The sequence below is a fragment of the Mesorhizobium sp. CA16 genome (genome assembly GCF_020165175.1).
Classification (GTDB): Bacteria; Pseudomonadota; Alphaproteobacteria; order Rhizobiales; family Rhizobiaceae; genus Mesorhizobium.
Map to the genome: position 1 here is coordinate 1 of NZ_JAIUHP010000017.1, position 20,644 is coordinate 20,644.

The following is a 20,644-nucleotide window of genomic DNA, read 5'->3' on the forward strand; positions in this document are numbered from 1 at the left end:
GTCTCGGCTTCGCCGAGCCACCTCTCCCCACTTCGTGGGGCGAGGAACCAGGTTCCGGCCGCTAATTGCCGAAAAGGCAAAACATTGCTATCTACCGCGCCATGGAAAAGCTTTTCAGCGATCCGGCCTATAAGGGTTTCGTGCTGCAGGACAGAAAGCGCCTGCCGTCGCGTTTCTCCGCGCGCGTCTGCGGCGCGCTCACCAGCCGACTTCGCTGAACCGACCGATCGCAGTCGTCGCGCCGGATTGCCGGCGTCCTTTTCCCATTCTCATATCGACGGATTTACGCACATGAGCGCACCGCGCACCCTCTACGACAAGATCTTCGACGACCACACGGTCGACCGTCAGGACGACGGCACCTGCCTGCTCTATATCGACCGCCACCTTGTGCACGAGGTCACCAGCCCGCAGGCCTTCGAAGGTCTGCGCATGAGCGGCAGAAAAGTCCGGCATCCGGAAAAGACGCTGGCCGTGGTCGACCATAACGTGCCGACCTCGCCCGAGCGCAAGTTCGGCATCAAGAATGAGGAAAGCCGCATCCAGGTCGAGGCGTTGGCCAGGAACGCCAAGGATTTCGGCATCGACTATTATTCCGAGAACGATGTCCGCCAGGGCATCGTCCACATCATCGGGCCCGAGCAAGGCTTCACGCTGCCCGGCATGACCATCGTCTGCGGCGACAGCCATACCTCCACGCATGGGGCGTTCGGTGCGCTTGCGCATGGCATCGGCACGTCCGAGGTTGAGCATGTGCTCGCCACCCAAACGCTGATCCAGCGCAAGGCCAAGAACATGCTGGTGCGCGTCGACGGCCAGCTGCCGGAAGGCGTCACCGCCAAGGACATCATCCTCGCCATCATCGGCGAGATCGGCACCGCCGGCGGCACCGGTTACGTCATCGAATATGCCGGCGAGGCGATCCGCTCGCTGTCGATGGAAGGCCGCATGACGATCTGCAACATGTCGATCGAAGGCGGCGCCCGCGCCGGCCTGATCGCGCCGGACGAGACGACCTTCGCCTATGTCAAGGACAAGCCGCGCGCCCCGAAGGGCGCCGCCTGGGATGCGGCGCTCGCCTATTGGAAGACCCTACAATCCGACGAAGGCGCGCATTTCGACAAGGTCGTGGTGCTCGACGCGCAGAAACTGCCGCCGATCGTCTCCTGGGGTTCTTCGCCCGAGGACGTCGTCTCGGTGCAGGGTACCGTGCCCGATCCGCAAGAGATCGCTGACGAGAACAAGCGCAGCTCGAAGATCCGCGCGCTCGACTATATGGGGCTGACGCCGGGAACCAAGATCACCGACATCGAGCTCGACCGCGTCTTCATCGGTTCCTGCACCAATGGCCGCATCGAGGACTTGCGCGCCGCAGCCAAAGTGGTCGAGGGCAAGAAGGTCAATCCGCGCGTCAATGCCATGATCGTGCCGGGTTCGGGCCTGGTCAAGGAACAGGCGGAGGCCGAGGGCCTCGACAAGATCTTCGTCGCCGCCGGCTTCGACTGGCGCGAGCCGGGCTGCTCGATGTGCCTGGCCATGAACGACGACCGGCTGAAGCCGCATGAACGCTGCGCCTCGACCTCGAACCGTAATTTCGAGGGCCGGCAGGGCTTCAAGGGCCGCACTCATCTGGTGTCGCCGGCCATGGCGGCGGCCGCGGCGATCGCCGGCCACTTCGTCGACATCCGCGACTGGAAGTAACAGCCGGCCGCGTCTCTCAACAAGGGCCCGGACACGACGTCCGGGCCTTTTGCTTTCAGCGATCTATCTGCGAATGATCTCGTGAAACTCCTCGCGCCGGCCGGGCTCGTCGGCGGCGACGACCAAGGCCAGCTGCCGCTCGTCGAAAATCCTGAACCACTCGTCCCACTCCACGAGTTCGTAGCCGCCGCTGTTGATCGGACGCTCCGGGCGGTCGGTGTCTTCATAAGCCTGCTGCCCGAAAACCAGCCGCAGCATGGGCTGCGTTCCGGCTTCGGGCGAGACGTCGACGATGGCCGGGAAGCCGGCGCGCGCCGCCGCCCAGGAGCGGATTTCATCGTGGTTCGTCAAAGTGATCGTGCCCGCCATCTCGATCGTCTCCCGTCTGGCGTCTCCTGTCTGGCCGGACAACGCCGCTCCGGCAGGCCGGTTCCGCGTGGCATGCGATGTATCTATCGAGACTTAACCGCTTGTTTGGGCTTGCGTCCTAGTATCTCCCGTTGGGTAAGTTGGGAAAAGTCGCAGTCTTTTGGACACCGGTCTGCTCATAGCGCTGCTCAATCCGACGATAGCGCTGGCGCTCGGCGCTGCGTTCCTCGTGCTGTGGTCCTATCAGCGCCATCGACCGTATCTGGCTGTGCTCGGCGCGAGCTACTGCCTGTCGGCGCCGGGTTTCCTGCTGCAATATTTCACGCTTCCGATCGGCGTGGCGCTGACCAAGCTCGTTTCCAACATCTGCTTCACGATCGCGGCCTGCTGCCTCTCCAGCGCGATCGTCGCGCGCTACGGGCGACGCGTGCCTTATGTCGGTATCGCAATCGTGACCGGCGGCGGGCTCGCCGCCTTCGTCTGGTTCATGTTCGTCCAGCCGGACCTCACCTGGCGCGTGCTTGTCATGAATTTCGGCTTCGGCGCGCTCAGCCTGCTGGTCGGCGCCGAACTGAGAACGGTGCGCCACAACGGCCCAACCGAGAAAATCCTGCTCGTGCTGTCGCTGTTTTCGGGGCTGAACTTCATCGCCCGCACGCTGGTCGTCGTCATCGCGCACGGGCCGTTCCCCAGCTATGACGGCTTCTACGGCTCGTCCTACTGGACGACGGCGCTGCTTTCGCACGCGCTGTTGTCGCTGTTGATCGCGCTTAGCCTGTTCACGGCGGCGGCGCTCGATGTGATGAGGGCGCTGAAGGACGAGACCCATACCGACCCGCTCTCGGGCATCCTCAATCGCCGCGGCTTCGAGGAGCGGGCGAACCTATTGCTCGACCAGTGCGGCAAGGCCGGATTTCCCGTCGCGCTGGTGCTTGCCGATCTCGATCACTTCAAGGCGCTGAACGACCGGCACGGCCATGAGGCAGGCGACCGGGTGATCGCCGACTTCGCCGCCAAGCTGCGTTCCGCCACCGGCGCGCGCGGGGCCGCCGGCCGCATCGGCGGCGAAGAGTTCGCCGTGCTTCTGCCGCTCAGCGACCTGGGGGCGGCAAGGCTCTTTGCCGAAGCGATCCGCGCCTTCTATTCGGCCGGCGCGATCGAGGGCCTGCCGCCCGGCGTCAGGGTGACCGCCAGCTTCGGCGTCGCCGCCCGCTCCGGCAGGGAAGGGCTGATGCCGTTGATGCGGCGCGCCGACGAGGCGCTCTACAAAGCCAAGAAGAATGGCCGCGACAGCGTGCGGCTTTCCTATGAGAGACCTGAAACCGCCTTCGCTGCCGAGCCGCTCGCCGTCGGCTGATACATCCAGGCCCGGCGCAACCCCTGCTAGTCCAGAAGGCGATCGTAACGTTCGCGATTGCCCGAAGCTCCTGCAATTTCGTCATCCTCGGGCTTGACCCGAGGATCCATGCCGTTACCTCTGTCGTAGAATGCTGCGGTGCAAATTCTGCAATCGCCGCAACGCCTTAATGGAACGGCATGGATTCTAGGGTCTGCGCGCGTCGCTCCGCTCCTTGCTTCGCCCTAGAATGACGACAGGCCGGGCCTTGCCGGCCGCGATTGCGTGCGCGTGTCAGGCTGTGGCGGAGCCGAACGCAGGCGGCCTTCAGCGGCAAGGATTGAGATTGGGCATCTCGCCGTCGGAAAGCCCGTACATATAGGAGCGGCCCTTGACCAGCACCGGCGGCTGGTAGCAGCCGGGCGCGCCAGTCTCGTCCGCATCGTCATAGATCACATCCGGCTGGCCGCCGGTGTATTGGGAAAGTTCTTTCGCGAGCTTGCCTTCGCCGACGATGATGCGCTTGTAGCCGGCGGCGCTGTCGATGACGAGATTGCCGAAGGAATCGGCATAGACGCGGTCGTGATGGCGCAAGCCGGCCTCGGCCGGCGCGGCGATCGCCAGCGCCGCCAGCGTTGCGGCCGCGAGGCTTATCCGCACTGAATTCGAACGCATGTCGCTCTCCCTGGTCGGCGCGCAGATCGCGCGCCTGGAATCCGGTTCGAATCGGAAATTAACTCTTTCTTAACCTTTGTTAAGAGGCGGGAGGCTTTCGGCGCCGGTTCTTAAGGAACATGGTTAATTTTCGAGGATCGAGCTCCATCAGGCGACGGGCGCGGTTCTGGATAGCCGGCTGACCCAGGGTCAACTTGATCTTGCGGCGCCGCATGGCTACAGCGGTCCACCGTCTTACGGAAAGGGCAACCGCCTATCTCGTTGTTTCGATGCAATTCCGGACGGAAGGCCACGGCCAAGGCGCCGAACCCAACCGTTCACTTTTTTCCTGGAATTGCTGTAGCGTGCCGCGCACGAAAGGGCAGCGCATGAGCTTTGGCCGCACGGTTCGGGTGTCGATCGCCATCCCGCTGCTTCTGGCGGCCGCGGCCTGCGTGCCGCAGGACGGCGCGCCGAAGGTGGCGAATGCCGCCCCACCCGCTGGCTCGACTGCTCCGGCCCCGCAGTCCGCTGCACCCGTGGTGCCGCCAGCAGCTGCAACACCCCCGATACCTGCAACAGCCCCGGTAGCTACAACCGCGCCGGCACCTGCAACGACCAAGACCCCCGCAACCCGCGCGCCCGCAACCAAGATCGTCACAGACCTTACCGTGCCGCGGTCCGGCATCGGCACGGCCAACTATAGATGCGGCAATGGCGGCATGATCACCATCCAGAATCTCGGCTCGTCGTTACGCCTGGTCCGCCCGGACGGCTCGACCGAGGAATTCGCGGCCTCACCCACCAACCAGAGCAGCCGTTACCAGGAAGCGGCGACGCATGACGCAATCGTGATCGACGGACGCGAAGCGCTGGTGATGAAGAGAGGATCGACGCCGCAGACTTGTCGGAGATAGCGCTCTTTGTTGCACTGCAACGAATGCTGCGCCGGCGTCGGAACAGCCGCTAATCGATTGAAGCGCGCGGCCCTCAATTTGTCAGACTAAATGATGTTTCCAAAACGATTTTCCGGCTTTGACGCGGTGCAAAAAGAGCATTAGAAACCGGCTGTCCGATGCCATAAATGGGGGCGGCAAACGCCGCATTCCCATCTCGGCATTCAGGATGCCGAACTGGGGGAGCCATGAGCAAATCACCAGCCACCCGCGCAGTTGCCAGACGTGAACGGCCGCTCTCGCCGCATCTGACGATCTACCGGCCGCCGATCACGATGACGATGTCGATCATCCATCGCATCACCGGCGGCGCGCTCTATTTCGGGACGCTGCTGGTGGCGGCCTGGCTGATTGCCGCTTCGAGCTCGCAGGCCGCATTCGACTGGGTCAACTGGGCCTTCGGCTCCTGGCTCGGCCGACTTGTTCTCTTCGGCTACACCTGGGCGCTGATGCACCACATGCTGGGCGGGCTGCGCCACCTCATCTGGGACACCGGCGCGGGACTGGAAAAACACACAGCGTCCAGGATCGCCTGGGCGACGCTCGCCGGCTCGATCGTGCTGACGCTGCTGATCTGGATCGCCGGCTACATGGCGCGGGGAGCTTTGTGATGAGCGCGAACAATTCGGACATGCGCACGCCGTTGGCGAGAGTGCGGGGCCTGGGCTCGGCGCGCGAGGGCACGCAGCATTTCTGGCGCCAGCGGCTGACGGCGATCGCCAACATACCGCTCATCCTGTTCTTCGTCGGCTTCCTGATCGCGGTCAATGGCCACGGCTACACGGAAGTGCGGGCGGCGCTTGCGAATCCATTCGTGGTGGTCGTGCTCGGGCTGGTGCTGATCTCGCCGCTCTACCACATGCGCATCGGCATGCAGGTGATCATCGAGGATTACGTGCATGGCGAAGGCATGAGGCTGGCGCTGATCGCTCTCAACACCTTCTTCTGCGTGGCAGTTGGTGTCGCTTCGCTGTTCGCCCTGCTCAAACTCGCATTCGGAGGCTGACGTCTTGGCCAACGCAAATACAGCCAGCACGGCTGCCGCCTATACCTTTGTCGACCACAAATTCGACGTCGTGATCGTCGGTGCCGGCGGCGCCGGCCTGCGCGCCACGCTCGGCATGGCCGAGCAGGGGCTGCGCACCGCCTGCATCACCAAAGTGTTCCCGACGCGCTCGCACACCGTCGCCGCGCAGGGCGGCATCGCCGCGTCGCTGTCAAACATGGGGCCGGACTCCTGGCAGTGGCACATGTATGACACCGTCAAGGGCTCGGACTGGCTGGGCGATGTCGACGCCATGGAATACATGGTGCGCGAGGCGCCGGCCGCCGTCTACGAGCTCGAGCATTATGGCGTGCCGTTCTCACGCACCGAGGAAGGCAAGATCTACCAGCGGCCGTTCGGCGGGCATATGATGAACTATGGCGACGGTCCGCCGGTGCAGCGCACCTGTGCGGCCGCCGACCGCACCGGCCACGCCATCCTGCACACGCTCTACGGCCAATCGCTGAAGAACAACGCGCAATTCTTCATCGAATATTTCGCGCTCGACCTGATCATGGAACCGGACGGCACCTGCACCGGCGTCGTGGCCTGGAACCTCGACGACGGCACAATCCACCGCTTCTCGGCCAAGATGGTGGTGCTGGCGACCGGCGGCTATGGGCGGACCTATTTCTCCGCCACCTCGGCGCATACCTGCACCGGCGACGGCGGCGGCATGGCAGCCAGGGCCGGGCTGCCGCTGCAGGACATGGAGTTCGTGCAGTTCCATCCGACCGGCATCTACGGCGCCGGCTGCCTGATCACCGAAGGCGCGCGCGGCGAAGGCGGCTATCTCGTCAATTCCGAGGGCGAGCGCTTCATGGAGCGCTACGCGCCGTCGGCAAAGGACCTTGCCTCACGCGACGTGGTCTCGCGCTGCATGACGCTGGAGATCCGCGAGGGCCGCGGCGTCGGCAAGAACAAGGACCACATCTTCCTGCATCTCGACCATCTTGACCCGGCGGTGCTGCACGAGCGGCTGCCGGGTATTTCCGAGTCGGCCAAGATCTTTGCCGGCGTCGACCTCACCAAGGAGCCGATCCCGGTGCTGCCGACGGTGCACTACAATATGGGCGGCGTGCCGACCAATTACTGGGGCGAGGCGCTCAATCCGACCTTCGACAATCCGGACCGCGTGTCGCCCGGCCTGATGGCGGTCGGCGAGGCCGGCTGCGCCTCGGTGCACGGCGCCAACCGGCTCGGCTCCAACTCGCTGATCGACCTCGTCGTGTTCGGCCGCGCGGCGGCGATCCGCGCCGGCCATGTGATCGACCGCAAGTCGGCGATCCCGTCGCCCAACGCGGCCTCGGTCGAGAAGATCATGGAGCGCTTCGACAGGCTGCGCCACGCCAACGGCTCGACGCCAACGGCCGTGCTGCGCGAGAAGATGCAGCGCGCCATGCAGGAAGACGCCGCCGTGTTCCGCACGCAGGAATCGCTGGAGAACGGCTGCAGGCGCATTTCGGAACTCTGGGGCGAGCTCAAGGACATCAAGGTCACCGACCGCTCGATGATCTGGAATTCCGACCTCGTCGAGACGCTGGAGCTGGAAAACCTGATGGCCAACGCCATCACCACGGTCTACGGCGCCGAGGCGCGCAAGGAGAGCCGCGGCGCGCATGCGCGCGAGGATTTCTCGGCGCGCGACGACGCCAACTGGCGCAAGCATACGCTGGCCCATCTGAGCGAGGACGGCAAGGTGACGCTGACCTACAGGCCGGTGCATACCGAGCCGCTGCTGGCGGAGAAGGACGGCGGCATCAGCCTGGCCAAGATCGCGCCGAAGGCGCGGGTGTATTGACCATGGCGCAAGCGACCACGGGATATTCCGGCACGCCGCTCCCGGCCAAGCTTGGCCTCAGGGACGGCATGGTCGCCGCTTTCATCGCGCTGCCTCCGGAACTCGATGAACTGACCGAGGCGGTGTCCTTTGCCGGCGTCGACAGGCTCGCCGAGTGGTCGGCGATCTCGGGCAGCCGGAAATACGATGCCGTGCATGCCTTCACCCGGCAGCGCGCCGAGGTCGAGGACGGCCTGGCCGGCATCGAGACGGCGATCAAGCGCGACGGCATGGTCTGGGTCTCTTGGCCGAAGAAGGCATCGAAAGTGCCGACCGACGTCACCGAGGACGTCATCCGGTCGGAGGCGCTGAAGCGCGACCTGGTCGACGTCAAGGTCGCCGCCGTGAACGAAATCTGGTCCGGGCTGAAGCTCGTCATCCGAAAGGACCGCAGGTAATGGTCGAACTCACGCTTCCCAGGAACTCGAAGGTCCAGCAAGGCAAGACCTGGCCGAAGCCGGAAGGCGCGACCAACCTGCGCGAATACCGCATCTACCGCTGGTCGCCGGACGATGACGCGAATCCGCGCATGGACACCTATTTCGTCGACATGGACGATTGCGGGCCGATGGTTCTCGACGCGCTGTTGTGGATCAAGAACAAGATCGATCCGACGCTGACGCTGCGCCGTTCCTGCCGCGAAGGCATTTGCGGCTCCTGCGCCATGAACATCGACGGCTCCAACACGCTGGCCTGCACCAAGGGCGTCGAGGATATTTCCGGCGCGGTGAAGATCTATCCGCTGCCGCATATGCCGGTGATCAAGGACCTGGTGCCGGACCTCACCAACTTCTATGCCCAGCACGCCTCGATCGAGCCGTGGCTGAAGACGGTCTCGCCGACGCCCGCCAAGGAATGGCTGCAGAGCCACGAGGACCGCGAGAAGCTCGACGGGCTCTACGAATGCATCCTGTGCGCCTGCTGCTCGACCTCCTGCCCGAGCTATTGGTGGAACGGCGACCGTTACCTCGGCCCGGCCACGCTGCTGCAGGCGTACCGCTGGCTGATCGACAGCCGCGACGAGGCGACGGGCGAGCGGCTCGACAATCTCGAAGACCCGTTCCGGCTCTATCGCTGCCACACCATCATGAATTGCGCGCAGGCCTGCCCGAAGGGGCTTAACCCCGCCAAGGCGATCGCCGAGATCAAGAAGATGATGGTGGAGAGGCGCGTTTAGGCTGGGAATGTCGCTGCCTGCCGATTTCGCACCGGATGCGGTCGCGGCGATCCGCGCGCGGCTGGACACGGCCCGTGCGCAGGGTGCGCGAATTCTTTTCGCCATCGAAAGCGGCAGCCGGGCCTGGGGTTTTCCGTCGCCCGACAGCGATTATGATTGCCGTTTTGTCTATATACGTTCCGTGGCCGAACACCTCGCGCTGGAGCAGCCGCGCGACGTGATCGAGTTTCCGCTTGAAGGAGAAATCGACGCTGGCGGTTGGGATCTTCGCAAGGCCTTACTTCTGGCTCTTGGCGGCAATGCGGTGATCGTGGAATGGGCCAAGTCGCCGATTGTATATGAGGAAGCGAAGGGTTTTCGGGACCGCCTTCTCGACCTACTTGCCGAGATCGTCGATCCAGCTAGGGTCTCGCGCCACTATCTGGGCCTCGCGCGATCACATGTGGCAAAGATCGGCAGCTTTGCCGGAGAGGTGAAGCTCAAGAAGCTCTTCTACCTGATCCGCCCGATCGTAGCCCTGGACTGGATGGAGCAGCGCGACTTTGTCAGGCTGCCGCCGATGAATATGGTCGACTGCCTAGCCGAGACCGAGATTCCAGCAAAGGCAACCAGCGAAATCCGGCGGCTTATCGAGAAAAAACGCGTGACGCGCGAGCTGGGTACTGGCTCTATTCCGACCGAGATCGCGCGTTATCTCGAAGCGCGTTATGGTCACCACGAGATGAACTTGGCCGGTTCAGTCCGCGACGAGGCGCGGCAGGCGCGCAACCGCGCCCTGGCGACGGATTTCTATCGCAGGGAGGCAGAAAGCCCATGACCGATCTCCCCATCCTGTCCGCCGTCGAAGCGCGTGTGCTGGGCTCGCTGATCGAGAAGAAGGAGCTAACGCCGGACGTCTATCCACTGACGCTCAACGGCGCGCACGCCGCCGCCAACCAGAAGACTGCGCGCGAGCCTGTCATGGCGCTGGAGCTGACGGAGGTCCGGCGGGCCTTGAGCACGCTCGAGCAGAAAGGCCTCGTGCGCCAGGCCTTCGCCTCGCGCGTTGAGCGCTACGAGCATCTGATGGCGCAGCGCTTTTCGCTGACCACGCCGCAGATCGCGGTGATCGGCCTCTTGCTGCTGCGCGGGGCGCAGACGGCGCATGAACTGCTGGCCCGTTCGGAGCGGATGGCGCGCTTTGCTTCGATTGAGGAGTTGCGCGGCAATCTCGACCTGATGATCGGCCGCCGGCCGCCGCTGATCCAGCTGCTCGAACTCGCGCCCGGCCAGCGCGAGGAGCGCTATGTGCATCTGCTGAGTGGTCCGGTGGAAGCGGCAGCGGTAGCGGCGGCGTCCTGGCAGCCGGCGGCGACATCTTCGGACACCGACCTCGAGGCGCGGGTCAAGGCGCTGGAGGAAGAGGTCGCTGGGTTGCGCGCCAAGATCGAGGCGCTGGGCGGTTAGCTCACTGGAAAGGCTGGCGCGAGCCGCCCCCCTCTGTCCTGCCGGACATCTCCCCCTCAAGGGGGGAGATTAGCAGTTCCGGCGCCGGCGCCCTTCTTTCACCGTCGGCGATTGGCGAAAGCCGACGCGACATCTGATCTCCCCCCTTGAGGGGGAGATGCCCGGCAGGGCAGAGAGGGGGGCGAAGGATCACCAGCCTTTGCGGAGAAGTTTCTCACCCCAGCCTGGCATCCAACGACACCTTGATCGCCCCCAGCGCCTTCGACACCGGGCATTCGGCCTTGGCCTTCTCGGCCAGCTCCTTGAACTTCGCCGCGTCGATGCCCGGCACCTTGCCGACCAGGGTGATGGCGCTGCCGGTGATGCCGGTGCCGGGCACCAGCGTCACCACTGCCTTGGCGTCGAGCTCGGCGGCCGGCGTGCCGTTTTCGGCCAGGAAGTGCGACAGCTGCATGGCGTAGCAGCCGGCATGCGCGGCGGCGATCAGCTCTTCCGGATTGGTGCCGGATTTGCCGCTTTCGTCCTCGAAACGCGCCTTGAACGAATAGGGCGTGCCCTTCAAGGTGCCGCTCTGGGTGTCCAGCGTGCCGTTGCCTTCCTTCAGATTGCCTTTCCAGACGGCGTTTGCGGTGCGGTCCATGGAATCCTCCTGCCTTGTCGGGGTTTGCGCCGGCGGGCGCCGACGTTCCCAGGAACTATAGCGCGGGCGCGGCGGAAGACCATCCATGGCCCGGCATGATTGTGCTTGCGCGAGGCGCTTCGAAAATTCTCAAAAAAAAGCATGCAAAAATGTCGACTTCCCGTCTGCCCGACCGTCCTGCGGGCGGCCACTCCCGGCCGATGGAGGTTAAGATGGACAATCTGTTTCTTGCGGTCTGGGGAAAGCCCGAGCGAAAAGGGAGGCGACTTGAAGAGTTCTGGCTCGATCCGCCGGCGCTTGGCTTCGGCCGGCTGGCGGCGGCCATCGCCATCATCGGCGTCGCGACATGCCTGCTCGACCATGCGGCGACGGCAGGCAAAACCGACAGCGTCGCCTCTTATAATTTATCGACGAAAGGGAACTCGAAATGAAATATGTGCTGCTGGTCTATGGCGAGGAAAAGGACCTTTACGCGCTGACCCCCGAGCGCATGGCCAAGCTCGATGCCGATTCGCTCGGCTATGATCGGGAGCTCGACCGGCAAGGCAAGCTGGTCATTGCGCAGGCGCTGCAGTCGGTGAAGACGTCGAAATCGCTCCGGCGGCGCAAGGGCAAGGTGCTGGTGACCGACGGCCCCTTCGCCGAGACCAAGGAGCAATTGCTGGGCTTCGTCATGGTCGAGGCGGCGGACCTTGCCGAGGCGCTCGACATCGCGGCCAAGATCCCGCTGGCGGAGCTCGGCACGGTCGAGATCAGGGCGATCTACGACGTGCCTGGCTCATAGCCGCCGGTCAGCATGGGCGCGACGCCGGTTGAAGTTATCTCTTAGGATACATCTTCAGGGTTTCTTCACGGACGCAACCGTTGCGTGTTGAAGCGATGCCGCGCTTCTTTTATCGTCGCCGCGATTTCGGGGGAAATTCGGCATGCCTTTCCTGATCGCCATCCTCGGCCTGCTCGGAGCGGCCGCCATCTGGTGGTACCGGCTGAAATATATGAGCGACGCCGCGCGCGAGGTCGCCGATGTCGTCGGGCGCGTCCAAGGCAACATCCGTCGCAAGAAATTGCGCAATCAGGCCGCGCTCTCACCGCTGACGGCGATCGACGATCCGGTGGTGGCGGCGGCGACGCTGATCACCGCGATCGTCGCGGAGCACGGTCCGGTCCTGCCGCAGCGCGAGGCGGTCATTCGCGAGGTGATCGCGCAGATCGCGGACAGCCAGAAGAAGACCGACGAGGCGGTCGTCTACGGCAAATGGGCCGCCGCGCAGATCGACGACACGACGATCGTCATCGACAAGCTGGCGCCGTTCCTGCGCGAGCGCCTCGATCCGCATGAGCGGGACGACCTGCTCAGGATGCTGAACCGCGTCGCGCAAGGCGGCGGGCAGAGCCTCAGGATCGCCGACCAGCGGATGCTGAGATTGCGGCAGAAGCTGGGCTTCGAGGTGAACTAGAATTCAGGTGAGGCCGGCCTGCAAATGGTGGCTTCCTGCGCTTCCGGTGCTCACGTACTTCAAGTACGCTCCGCTCCGGTTCTCGGAAGCCACCATTTTCGACTCGGCCTGACCTGAATTTGCCACGGCGCCACAAGGCGATCAGATCGCCTGCCTTCGTGATTGGCCGAAACGTCTCTTCCGTGAGCTGTAAGCGTTGCAGCGGTGCAGAATTCTGCTCCGCAGCACCTGTGATTAAAGTCACGGAATGGATCCTCGGGTCTTCGCGTCCGCTTCGCTCCCGCTCCGCCCGTGGATGACGACCGTCGTCTAGGCTTCGGCCAGTAAGGCGTTCAGATCGCCTCGCCCTTCAGCAGCCTCGGCGTGTCGCCGGAGAGGCCCGAGGCCTGACGGATGAAGAACTCCTTCAGCCTCGGCATGCGTTCCACCAGCCCCAGCCCGATGTCGCGGACCTGGCGCAGCGGGCCGATGTCGTTGGAGAAGAGGCGGTTCAAGACGTCGGTGGTGATGCCCATCTGCAGCGTGTCGAAGCGGCGCCACTGCTGGTAGCGTTCGAGCACGTCGAGCGCGCCGATATCCTGGCCGAGCCGGTCGGCCTCGACCACGACTTCGGCCAGGGCGGCGACATCCTTGAAGCCCAGATTGAGGCCCTGGCCGGCGATCGGGTGGATGCCGTGCGCGGCGTCGCCGGCCAGCGCGAAGCGCGGTGCAACGAAGGCGCGGGCGAGCGTCAGGCCGAGCGGCCAGGCGCGCGGCTTGTCGGCAACTCTTATTTCGCCGAGCTTCAGGCCGAAGCGCTGCTCCAGATCGTGCTCGAAGACGAACTCGTCGCCCTCGACCAGCGCCTTGGCATCTTGCGTGCGCTCCACCCAGACGATCGACGAGCGGTTGGTGCCGTCCTTGTCCGGCTTCAGCGGCAGTGTAGCGAAGGGGCCGGCAGGGAGGAAATGCTCCTCGGCGCGGCCGTTGTGCGGGCGCTCATGCGCCACGGTGCAGACGATGCCGGACTGGCCGTATTCCCACTTAACCGTCTTGATGCCGGCCATGTCGCGCAGCTTCGAATTGACGCCGTCGGCGGCGACCAGCAGCCGCGCCTTCAGCGTCGCTCCATCGGCCAAGTGCACTGTGATGCCGGCGCCGTTGGCGTCGAAGGCGCTGACCGCCATGCCTTCGATGATGTCGATGCCGAGCTTTTCGGCGCGGCGGCGCAGCGCGCCGTTCAAGTCGCGGTTGGCGACCATGTGGGCGAAGGGCTCGCCAGGCGCCACTTCGCCGTCGAAGGTCAAAAACACCGGACGCACCGGGTCGGCGGCGCGCGAATCGGTGATGATCATCTCGGTGATCGCTTGCGCTTCCGGGGCGATCTCTTCCCAGACGCCGAGCTGTTCCAGCATGCGGCTGGCGGCTGCTGCGATGGCCGAGGCGCGGCCGTCTTTCTGCCAGACGCCGGCGGGGGCGGCATCGACGATGGCTATGGCGAGGCTAGGGCGCGCCTGCTTCAGCGACACGGCGGCGGTGAGGCCGACATAGCCGGCGCCGGCGATGAGCACGTCGAGCGGCGCCCCGTTCGCTTCCGCTTCCTTCGGCTTGCGGTCGACCATGGCATCATCCTTTCGCGGCTTCGGTCGGCTGCGGTCTGCGGCCTTGACTGCCTGCACGTCCTGTCCGAAACCGGCCATGGCACATCCTTGAAGGATTTCAAACATGACCGCGGCCATGGACGAGCTTCTCGACATTCTCGACCTCGAGCAGCTCGAACACAATCTGTATCGTGGTCGCAGCCCCAAGGTCGACTGGCAGCGCGTCTTCGGCGGCCAGACCATCGCGCAGGCGCTGGTCGCCGCGCAGCGCACGGTGGAGCCCGAACGCCACGTGCATTCGCTGCATGGCTATTTCATGCGGCCGGGCGACACCAAGCTGCCGATCGTCTACGAGGTCGACCGCATCCGCGACGGCGGCTCCTTCACCACGCGCCGCGTGGTGGCGATCCAGCATGGGCAGGCGATCTTTTCGCTGGAGGCGTCCTTCCAGCAGGACGAGGTCGGGCTCGAGCATCAGCTGCCGATGCCGCGCGACGTGCCGGCGCCCGACACGCTGCTCACACAACGCGAGCTGCTCGGCAAGTTCGGCGAGGCGGTGCCGGAAGGCATCAGGCGCTACTGGGAGCGCGACCGGCCGATCGAGATGAAGCCGGTGATGCTGAAGCACTACACGAGCCGCGAGAAACTGGAGCCGCAGCAGAACATCTGGATCCGCACCACCGGCCCGGTGCCGGAAGACCGCGCCATTCAGGCGGCCGTGCTTGCCTATCTTTCGGACATGACGCTGCTCGACACCTCTACCTTCGCGCATGGCCGCGCCATCTTCGACCGCGACATCCAGGCCGCCAGCCTCGACCACGCCATGTGGTTCCACCGCAGCCATTCGCTGGACGACTGGATCCTCTACAATCAGGACAGCCCGTCGACGCAAGGGTCGCGCGGCTTCACCCGCGGCTCGCTGTTCGCGCGGGATGGGACACTGATCGCCTCGGTCGCCCAGGAAGGCCTGATTCGGCTGAAACGCTGAGCCGGCTTCAGGCTACTGCCTGGAATACGTGCATTTTCGATTTTTTGCCTATTTTATAAGCAGGCATCCTGCCATGCCCGTGCGCGAATGATGTGCACCGATTGCCCATTCTCTTTGTTTACAACAGGTTAACACCCTGCTTCGGCAATTGGCACGGAGCTTGAATCCTGTCGGGCACTCTCCGGCTCCTCGGGATCGGTGAAGGTGTGCAAACGCGGGGGACCGCAACAGCAAAGGGTGAAACCTTATGAAAATCGTGATGGCAATCATCAAGCCGTTCAAGCTCGACGAGGTGCGCGAAGCGCTAACCGCCGTCGGCATCCAGGGCCTGACCGTCACCGAGGTCAAAGGCTACGGGCGTCAGAAGGGGCATACCGAAATCTATCGCGGCGCGGAATACGCGGTCAGCTTCCTGCCCAAGATCAAGATCGAGGTCGCGGTCGGCGCCGACATGGTCGACAAGGCCGTCGAAGCCATCACCGCGGCCGCCAAGACCGGCCAGATCGGCGACGGCAAGATCTTCGTCTTCGGCATCGACCAGGCGGTACGTATCCGCACCGGCGAAACAGACACCGACGCGCTCTAAGCGGCGACCATCCATTCCAACGGAGAGTTCAATGAATATTCCTTCCACCTTGAAGACGACGGGACGCGCGGCCGCTTCGCTCGCGCTCGTGGCCATGAGCACCGTCGCCGCCATCGCGCAGGAGGCCGCCCCGGCAGCTACTGCCGCGGCGCCCGCCGCGCCGGCGCCGGCGCTCGACACCGGCAACACCGCCTGGATGCTGACTTCGACGGCGCTGGTGCTGATGATGACGATTCCCGGCCTGGCGCTGTTCTACGGCGGCATGGTGCGCAAGAAGAACGTGCTCGCCACCATCATGCAGAGCTTCGCCATCACCTGCCTGGTGACGGTGCTGTGGTTCATGTTCGGCTATTCGCTCGCCTTCTCCGACGGCGGCGCCACGAACGCCTATCTCGGCGGCTTCTCGAAATTCTTCCATCACGGCATCACCGTCTCGACGCTTTGGGCGCCGGGCGTGGCGAACATTCCTGAATTCGTCTTCTCGATGTTCCAGATGACCTTCGCCATCATCACGCCGGCGCTGATCGCCGGCGCCTTCGCCGAGCGCATGAAGTTCTCGGCGCTGCTGATCTTCATGGGCCTGTGGCTGGTCTTCGTCTACGCGCCGATCGCGCATTGGGTGTGGGGCGGCGGCTTCCTCGGTTCGGCCGGCGTGCTCGACTTCGCCGGCGGCACGGTCGTCCATATCAACGCTGGTGTCGCGGGCCTGGTCTGCGCGCTGGTGCTCGGCAAGCGCGAGGGCTATGGCACCACCAACATGGCGCCACACAACCTCGTTTATTCGGTGATCGGCGCCTCGCTGCTGTGGGTCGGCTGGTTCGGCTTCAACGCCGGTTCGGAACTGGCTGCCGACGGCCTTGCGGGCGCGGCGATGATGAACACGCAGGTCGCCACCGCCGCCGCGGCGCTGGCCTGGATGTTCGCCGAATGGATCGTCGCCAGGAAGCCTTCGGTGCTCGGCATCATCTCGGGCGCCGTCGCCGGCCTCGTCGCGGTGACGCCGGCTTCCGGTTTCGTCAACCCGACCGGCGCCTTCATCATCGGCATCATCGCCGGTGTGGTCTGCTACCTCTCGGCGGTCAAGCTCAAGCATGCGTTCGGCTATGACGACTCGCTCGATGCTTTCGGCGTCCACGGCGTCGGCGGCATCGTCGGCGCGCTGCTCACCGGCGCGCTGGCAGATCCGGCCATCAACGCCCTCGGCAAGGACGCCTCAGTCGGCAAGCAGCTCTACGGCATCGCCTTCACCATCCTGTGGACGGCGATCGCCACCTTCGTGATCCTCTACATCGTCAAGGCTCTGGTCGGCCTGCGTCCGTCGACCCAGGAAGAGGTCGAAGGCCTCGACGTCACCCAGCACGGCGAAGTTGTGCCGTAAGGCAGACTTCGCCAAGGGCCGGCGGATCCTCCTCCCGCCGGCCCGGAATTCCTCCCAAGATCCCGTCGTGACGCTCTCGAAAGGGGCTCACGCCTTGAGGCCCGGAACACCCTTCCGGGCCTCCTTTTTGTCGGGCGGCCATCCAAGCCATTCGATCACATTCACTTGATCCGTCGGCATGAAACATCGCCCGTCAGATTCCGTACTGGGATAGCGAGCGTCATCAAGGCGTCCGTCAGAACAAGAGGGAAGGAAACCACCTGATGAACATCAAGAACATCGTCCTGGGAGCAATGGCTCTTTCGATGATCAGCGGCGTTGCACTCGCCGGTGCTCTCGATGAGCCGTCCAACATGGCCCCGTTCTTCACCGACTCCAGCATGAAGACCATGAAGCCGGAAGCCGACTTCAAGGCGGCTTGGGCTTCGATGCCGAAGGAAAAGCAGGACATGATGATGAAGGAATGCCAGGACGCGGCGATGAGCAAGCCTCACGCCGAATTCTGCGCCAATCTCATGGCCTATGGCGGCGCCAACAAGTGATCGTGGAAGGTCAGGTCCCGGAAGGGCCTGATCCTATCGGCGTTTGAAGACAGGGAGGTGGCGGGCCGCGAGGCCTGCCATCTTTGTTTCCGCGCCATGGTCTCCGCGCAATGCGGGTAAAGGCCCATGGTTAATGCGGCCTTAACCTTCCCCCCGATAGTCTGGCGTTCGAATCTGCCGGAATGCGCCATGCGCCCGGCCAGGCAACGATCACGGGGAAGAGCATGCGTTCAGGCGCTTCAGCACCGCTCGCGCTGACCGATACGGGGCACGGCATCCAGGCATTCGCGCGGCGTCAGGTCGGGCGGCTGGTCGGCGCGGGGCTGTTCCTGTTCACCGCCTTCGGCATTGCCGCTCTAGCCACATGGAATGTCGCCGATCCGAGCTTCTCGCACGCCACCAGCAACGTCGTCACCAACGCCATGGGCTATGCCGGCGCGGTGTTCTCCGACCTCGCCATGCAGTTTTTCGGCCTTGCCGCCGTCGCGGGGCTGGTGCCGGCGGTGATCTGGGGCTTCCTTCTGTTTTCCGCGCGCGGCGTCGACAAATTGCCGAAGCGCGGCTTTGCCTGGTTCGGCTTTGCGCTCATCGCCGCGGCCATCGCAGGCTGCGTGACGCCGCCAAACACCTGGCCGCTGCCCACCGGCCTCGGCGGCGTGTTCGGCGACATGGTGCTGAAAATCCCTGGCATCGCGGTCGGCGGTTATCCGAAAGGGCTGTTCGCCAGCATCATAGCGGTCATCCTCGCCGCGCCGATGTTGTGGCTGTTCGCCTATGGCTCGGCGCTGATCGCGCGCAAGAACGGCTTTGCCGTCACGGAGCGCGCCGCCCGGCCCGATCCGCGCGAACAGAACGAGATGCTGTTCGACGAGGATGAGGACGAGGGCGATGAGGGGATACTCGCACTCGGCGCCATCACCCATTGGTGGCTGTCGTTCCGCGCCTTCCTGCATCGCCGCGCCGAGCGGCGCAGGCGGGAGCGCGACGAGTTCGAACCGCCGATGGAACCGAAGGCAAGCGCCTGGCGGCGCGCGGCCGAGCGGGTCGAATCGGCCGAGTTCGCCGAGGCCCGCATGAGCCCCGGCGGCCGCGCTCGCGTCGAGCCGGAATTCTTCGCCGCCATGGTCAATGACCGCAGCGTTTCGGTCGATCCGGTCGATGAAGACATTTTCGGCGACGAGGCGGACGAAGACGCCGACCTCGACGATTTCGACGACGAGGCGCCCACTCCGCGCCGCGCCGTGCCGGGCGCCAGGGTGCAGAATTTCCGCTCCGATGCCGCGACCCGCGTCGCGGCGCCGGCGGCGCGACCCGTGCCGGGCGCCCGCGTCCAGCGCGAGGCGCAGACCTCGCTGATCGGTTCCGACACGTTCGAGATGCCGTCGCTGCATTTCCTGTCCGAGCCGAAGAACATCGCCAAGGATCCAAGCCTGTCGAAGGACGCGCTGGAGCAGAACGCGCGCCTGCTCGAAGGCGTGCTGGAAGATTTCGGCGTCAAGGGCGAGATCATCCATGTGCGACCCGGTCCGGTCGTCACACTCTACGAGTTGGAGCCGGCGCCCGGCATCAAGTCCTCGCGCGTCATCGGCCTTTCCGACGACATCGCCCGCTCGATGAGCGCGATCGCCTGCCGCGTCGCCGTCGTTCCGGGACGCAACGCCATCGGCATCGAGCTGCCCAACGCCAAGCGCGAGACGGTCTATCTCAGAGAGATCATGGCCAGCCGCGATTTCGAGACGACCAAGGCCAAGCTGGCGCTGGCGCTCGGCAAGACGATCAACGGCGAGGCCGTCATCGTCGACATCGCCAAGATGCCGCACGTCCTGGTCGCTGGCACCACCGGCTCGGGCAAATCGGTCGCCATCAATACCATGATCCTGTCGCTGCTTTACCGGCTGACGCCGCAGGAATGCCGGCTGATCATGATCGACCCCAAGATGCTGGAATTGTCGGTTTATGACGGCATCCCGCATTTGCTCACGCCGGTCGTCACCGATCCGAAGAAGGCGGTCGTCGCGCTGAAATGGACGGTGCGCGAGATGGAGGATCGCTATCGCAAGATGTCCAAGGTCGGCGTGCGCAACATCGACGGCTTCAACGCGCGCGTCCAGCAGGCCGAGAAGAAGGGCGAAAAGATCTCTCGCACCGTGCAGACCGGCTTCGACCGCCAGACGGGCGAGGCGATCTACGAGACCGAGGACCTCGATCTCGAGCCGATGCCTTATATCGTGGTCATCATCGACGAGATGGCCGACCTGATGATGGTGGCCGGCAAGGACATCGAAGGCGCGGTGCAGCGCCTGGCGCAGATGGCGCGCGCCGCCGGCATCCATGTCATCATGGCGACGCAGCGCCCGTCGGTCGACGTCATCACCGGCACCATCAAGGCCAATTTCCCGACCCGCATCTCCTTCCAGGTGACGTCGAAGATCGACAGCCGCACCATTCTTGGCGAGCAGGGCGCCGAGCAGTTGCTCGGCATGGGCGACATGCTCTACATGGCAGGCGGCGGGCGCATCCAGCGCGTCCACGGCCCGTTCGTCTCGGACGACGAGGTCGAGAAGGTCGTCGGGCATCTGAAGCTGCAGGGCGTGCCGGAATATCTCGACGCCATCACCGAGGACGACGAGGAGGACGACGAGGACGGTCCGTCGGGCAAGGGCGGCTCCGGCGGCGGTGGCGGCGGCAATTTCGAGGATTCCGACGACCCCTACGACCACGCGGTGGCGGTGGTGCTGCGCGACGGCAAGGCCTCGACCAGCTACATCCAGCGCCGGCTCGGCATCGGCTATAACCGCGCCGCCTCGATCATCGAGAAGATGGAGAAGGAAGGCATTGTCGGCCCGGCCAATCACGCCGGCAAACGCGAGATCCTGGTGCCGACAGAAGAGGACAAATTCTAGGGGCTTATCGATATTCAGGTGAGGCCGGCCTGCAAATGGCGGCTTC

At 64.6% G+C, this 20,644-nt stretch carries 22 protein-coding genes; 18 read left to right on the forward strand and 4 right to left on the reverse strand.

Annotated features, from left to right (window positions below; translation table 11 throughout):
* Positions 1 to 291 precede the first annotated feature (291 nt).
* Complete coding sequence (gene leuC, locus LB525_RS21995) at positions 292 to 1,701, forward strand: 3-isopropylmalate dehydratase large subunit (RefSeq protein ID WP_224547063.1); 1,410 nt, start codon at positions 292 to 294, stop codon at positions 1,699 to 1,701.
* Between the two features lie 63 nt (positions 1,702 to 1,764).
* On the opposite strand, the gene LB525_RS22000 is transcribed toward leuC, so the two are convergent.
* Positions 1,765 to 2,070 (reverse strand): hypothetical protein, encoded by a 306-nt coding sequence (locus tag LB525_RS22000; RefSeq protein ID WP_095769553.1) that lies wholly within the window; start codon positions 2,068 to 2,070, stop codon positions 1,765 to 1,767.
* Positions 2,071 to 2,230: 160 nt separating this feature from the next.
* On the opposite strand from LB525_RS22000, the gene LB525_RS22005 reads away from it, so the two are divergent.
* Entirely contained in the window at positions 2,231 to 3,427 is a 1,197-nt protein-coding gene (locus LB525_RS22005) for a GGDEF domain-containing protein (protein WP_224547065.1), read from the forward strand.
* A gap of 306 nt (positions 3,428 to 3,733) precedes the next feature.
* Here LB525_RS22005 and LB525_RS22010 read toward each other — a convergent pair whose 3' ends face one another.
* Complete coding sequence (locus LB525_RS22010) at positions 3,734 to 4,081, reverse strand: hypothetical protein (protein ID WP_095769555.1); 348 nt, start codon at positions 4,079 to 4,081, stop codon at positions 3,734 to 3,736.
* A 344-nt stretch (positions 4,082 to 4,425) separates the two neighbouring features.
* On the opposite strand from LB525_RS22010, the gene LB525_RS22015 reads away from it, so the two are divergent.
* From LB525_RS22015 to LB525_RS22050, 8 genes are all read left to right on the forward strand, one after another.
* Entirely contained in the window at positions 4,426 to 4,977 is a 552-nt protein-coding gene (locus LB525_RS22015) for a hypothetical protein (protein WP_224547075.1), read from the forward strand.
* A 227-nt stretch (positions 4,978 to 5,204) separates the two neighbouring features.
* Entirely contained in the window at positions 5,205 to 5,627 is a 423-nt protein-coding gene (gene sdhC, locus LB525_RS22020; protein WP_224547077.1) for a succinate dehydrogenase, cytochrome b556 subunit, read from the forward strand.
* Entirely contained in the window at positions 5,627 to 6,022 is a 396-nt protein-coding gene (gene sdhD, locus LB525_RS22025; RefSeq protein ID WP_224547079.1) for a succinate dehydrogenase, hydrophobic membrane anchor protein, read from the forward strand. The genes sdhC and sdhD overlap by 1 nt, the downstream gene beginning before the upstream one ends.
* A gap of 4 nt (positions 6,023 to 6,026) precedes the next feature.
* Entirely contained in the window at positions 6,027 to 7,862 is a 1,836-nt protein-coding gene (sdhA, locus tag LB525_RS22030; protein ID WP_224547081.1) for a succinate dehydrogenase flavoprotein subunit, read from the forward strand.
* Between the two features lie 2 nt (positions 7,863 to 7,864).
* The gene (locus LB525_RS22035) at positions 7,865 to 8,299 is read left to right on the forward strand and encodes a DUF3052 domain-containing protein (protein WP_224547084.1); all 435 of its coding nucleotides are present in this window, start codon (positions 7,865 to 7,867) and stop codon (positions 8,297 to 8,299) included.
* On the forward strand, positions 8,299 to 9,078 hold the full coding sequence (locus LB525_RS22040) for a succinate dehydrogenase iron-sulfur subunit (protein ID WP_140634833.1): 780 nt from the start codon (positions 8,299 to 8,301) through the stop codon (positions 9,076 to 9,078). Before LB525_RS22035 ends, LB525_RS22040 begins: the two co-directional genes overlap by 1 nt.
* A 7-nt stretch (positions 9,079 to 9,085) precedes the next feature.
* A complete protein-coding gene (locus LB525_RS22045; RefSeq protein WP_224547086.1) occupies positions 9,086 to 9,895 on the forward strand; it encodes a DNA polymerase beta superfamily protein in 810 nt (269 codons plus the stop codon).
* Positions 9,892 to 10,524 carry a YceH family protein gene (locus LB525_RS22050; protein WP_224547088.1) on the forward strand — a complete coding sequence of 211 codons (633 nt, stop codon included), beginning with the start codon at positions 9,892 to 9,894 and terminating at the stop codon, positions 10,522 to 10,524. The genes LB525_RS22045 and LB525_RS22050 overlap by 4 nt, the downstream gene beginning before the upstream one ends.
* Positions 10,525 to 10,738: 214 nt before the next feature.
* On the opposite strand, the gene LB525_RS22055 is transcribed toward LB525_RS22050, so the two are convergent.
* Positions 10,739 to 11,164: an OsmC family protein gene (locus LB525_RS22055; protein ID WP_124998336.1), complete on the reverse strand. Its 426-nt coding sequence runs from the start codon at positions 11,162 to 11,164 to the stop codon at positions 10,739 to 10,741.
* Positions 11,165 to 11,178: 14 nt separating this feature from the next.
* Here LB525_RS22055 and LB525_RS22060 point away from each other — a divergent pair, with 14 nt between their 5' ends.
* The 3 genes from LB525_RS22060 to LB525_RS22070 all read left to right on the forward strand — a co-directional run bounded on the left by LB525_RS22060 (position 11,179) and on the right by LB525_RS22070 (position 12,621).
* Complete coding sequence (locus tag LB525_RS22060) at positions 11,179 to 11,595, forward strand: hypothetical protein (RefSeq protein WP_224547091.1); 417 nt, start codon at positions 11,179 to 11,181, stop codon at positions 11,593 to 11,595.
* Positions 11,592 to 11,948 carry a YciI family protein gene (locus LB525_RS22065; protein ID WP_224532150.1) on the forward strand — a complete coding sequence of 119 codons (357 nt, stop codon included), beginning with the start codon at positions 11,592 to 11,594 and terminating at the stop codon, positions 11,946 to 11,948. The genes LB525_RS22060 and LB525_RS22065 overlap by 4 nt, the downstream gene beginning before the upstream one ends.
* A 142-nt stretch (positions 11,949 to 12,090) precedes the next feature.
* Positions 12,091 to 12,621, forward strand: coding sequence for a hypothetical protein (locus LB525_RS22070; RefSeq protein ID WP_224547093.1), 531 nt, complete (start codon positions 12,091 to 12,093; stop codon positions 12,619 to 12,621).
* 332 nt (positions 12,622 to 12,953) lie between these two features.
* Here LB525_RS22070 and LB525_RS22075 read toward each other — a convergent pair whose 3' ends face one another.
* Positions 12,954 to 14,222: a ubiquinone biosynthesis hydroxylase gene (locus LB525_RS22075; protein ID WP_224547440.1), complete on the reverse strand. Its 1,269-nt coding sequence runs from the start codon at positions 14,220 to 14,222 to the stop codon at positions 12,954 to 12,956.
* Between the two features lie 103 nt (positions 14,223 to 14,325).
* On the opposite strand from LB525_RS22075, the gene tesB reads away from it, so the two are divergent.
* The 5 genes from tesB (at position 14,326) to LB525_RS22100 (ending at position 20,598) form a co-directional block, all read left to right on the forward strand.
* A complete protein-coding gene (gene tesB, locus LB525_RS22080; RefSeq protein ID WP_095769566.1) occupies positions 14,326 to 15,189 on the forward strand; it encodes an acyl-CoA thioesterase II in 864 nt (287 codons plus the stop codon).
* A 247-nt stretch (positions 15,190 to 15,436) separates the two neighbouring features.
* The gene (locus LB525_RS22085; RefSeq protein WP_006327120.1) at positions 15,437 to 15,775 is read left to right on the forward strand and encodes a P-II family nitrogen regulator; all 339 of its coding nucleotides are present in this window, start codon (positions 15,437 to 15,439) and stop codon (positions 15,773 to 15,775) included.
* 94 nt (positions 15,776 to 15,869) lie between these two features.
* Entirely contained in the window at positions 15,870 to 17,153 is a 1,284-nt protein-coding gene (locus LB525_RS22090) for an ammonium transporter (protein ID WP_318012417.1), read from the forward strand.
* A gap of 263 nt (positions 17,154 to 17,416) precedes the next feature.
* On the forward strand, positions 17,417 to 17,695 hold the full coding sequence (locus LB525_RS22095) for a hypothetical protein (protein WP_224547095.1): 279 nt from the start codon (positions 17,417 to 17,419) through the stop codon (positions 17,693 to 17,695).
* A 224-nt stretch (positions 17,696 to 17,919) separates the two neighbouring features.
* Positions 17,920 to 20,598, forward strand: a complete 2,679-nt coding sequence (locus LB525_RS22100) for a DNA translocase FtsK (protein WP_224547108.1) — start codon at positions 17,920 to 17,922, stop codon at positions 20,596 to 20,598.
* Positions 20,599 to 20,644: the final 46 nt, after the last annotated feature.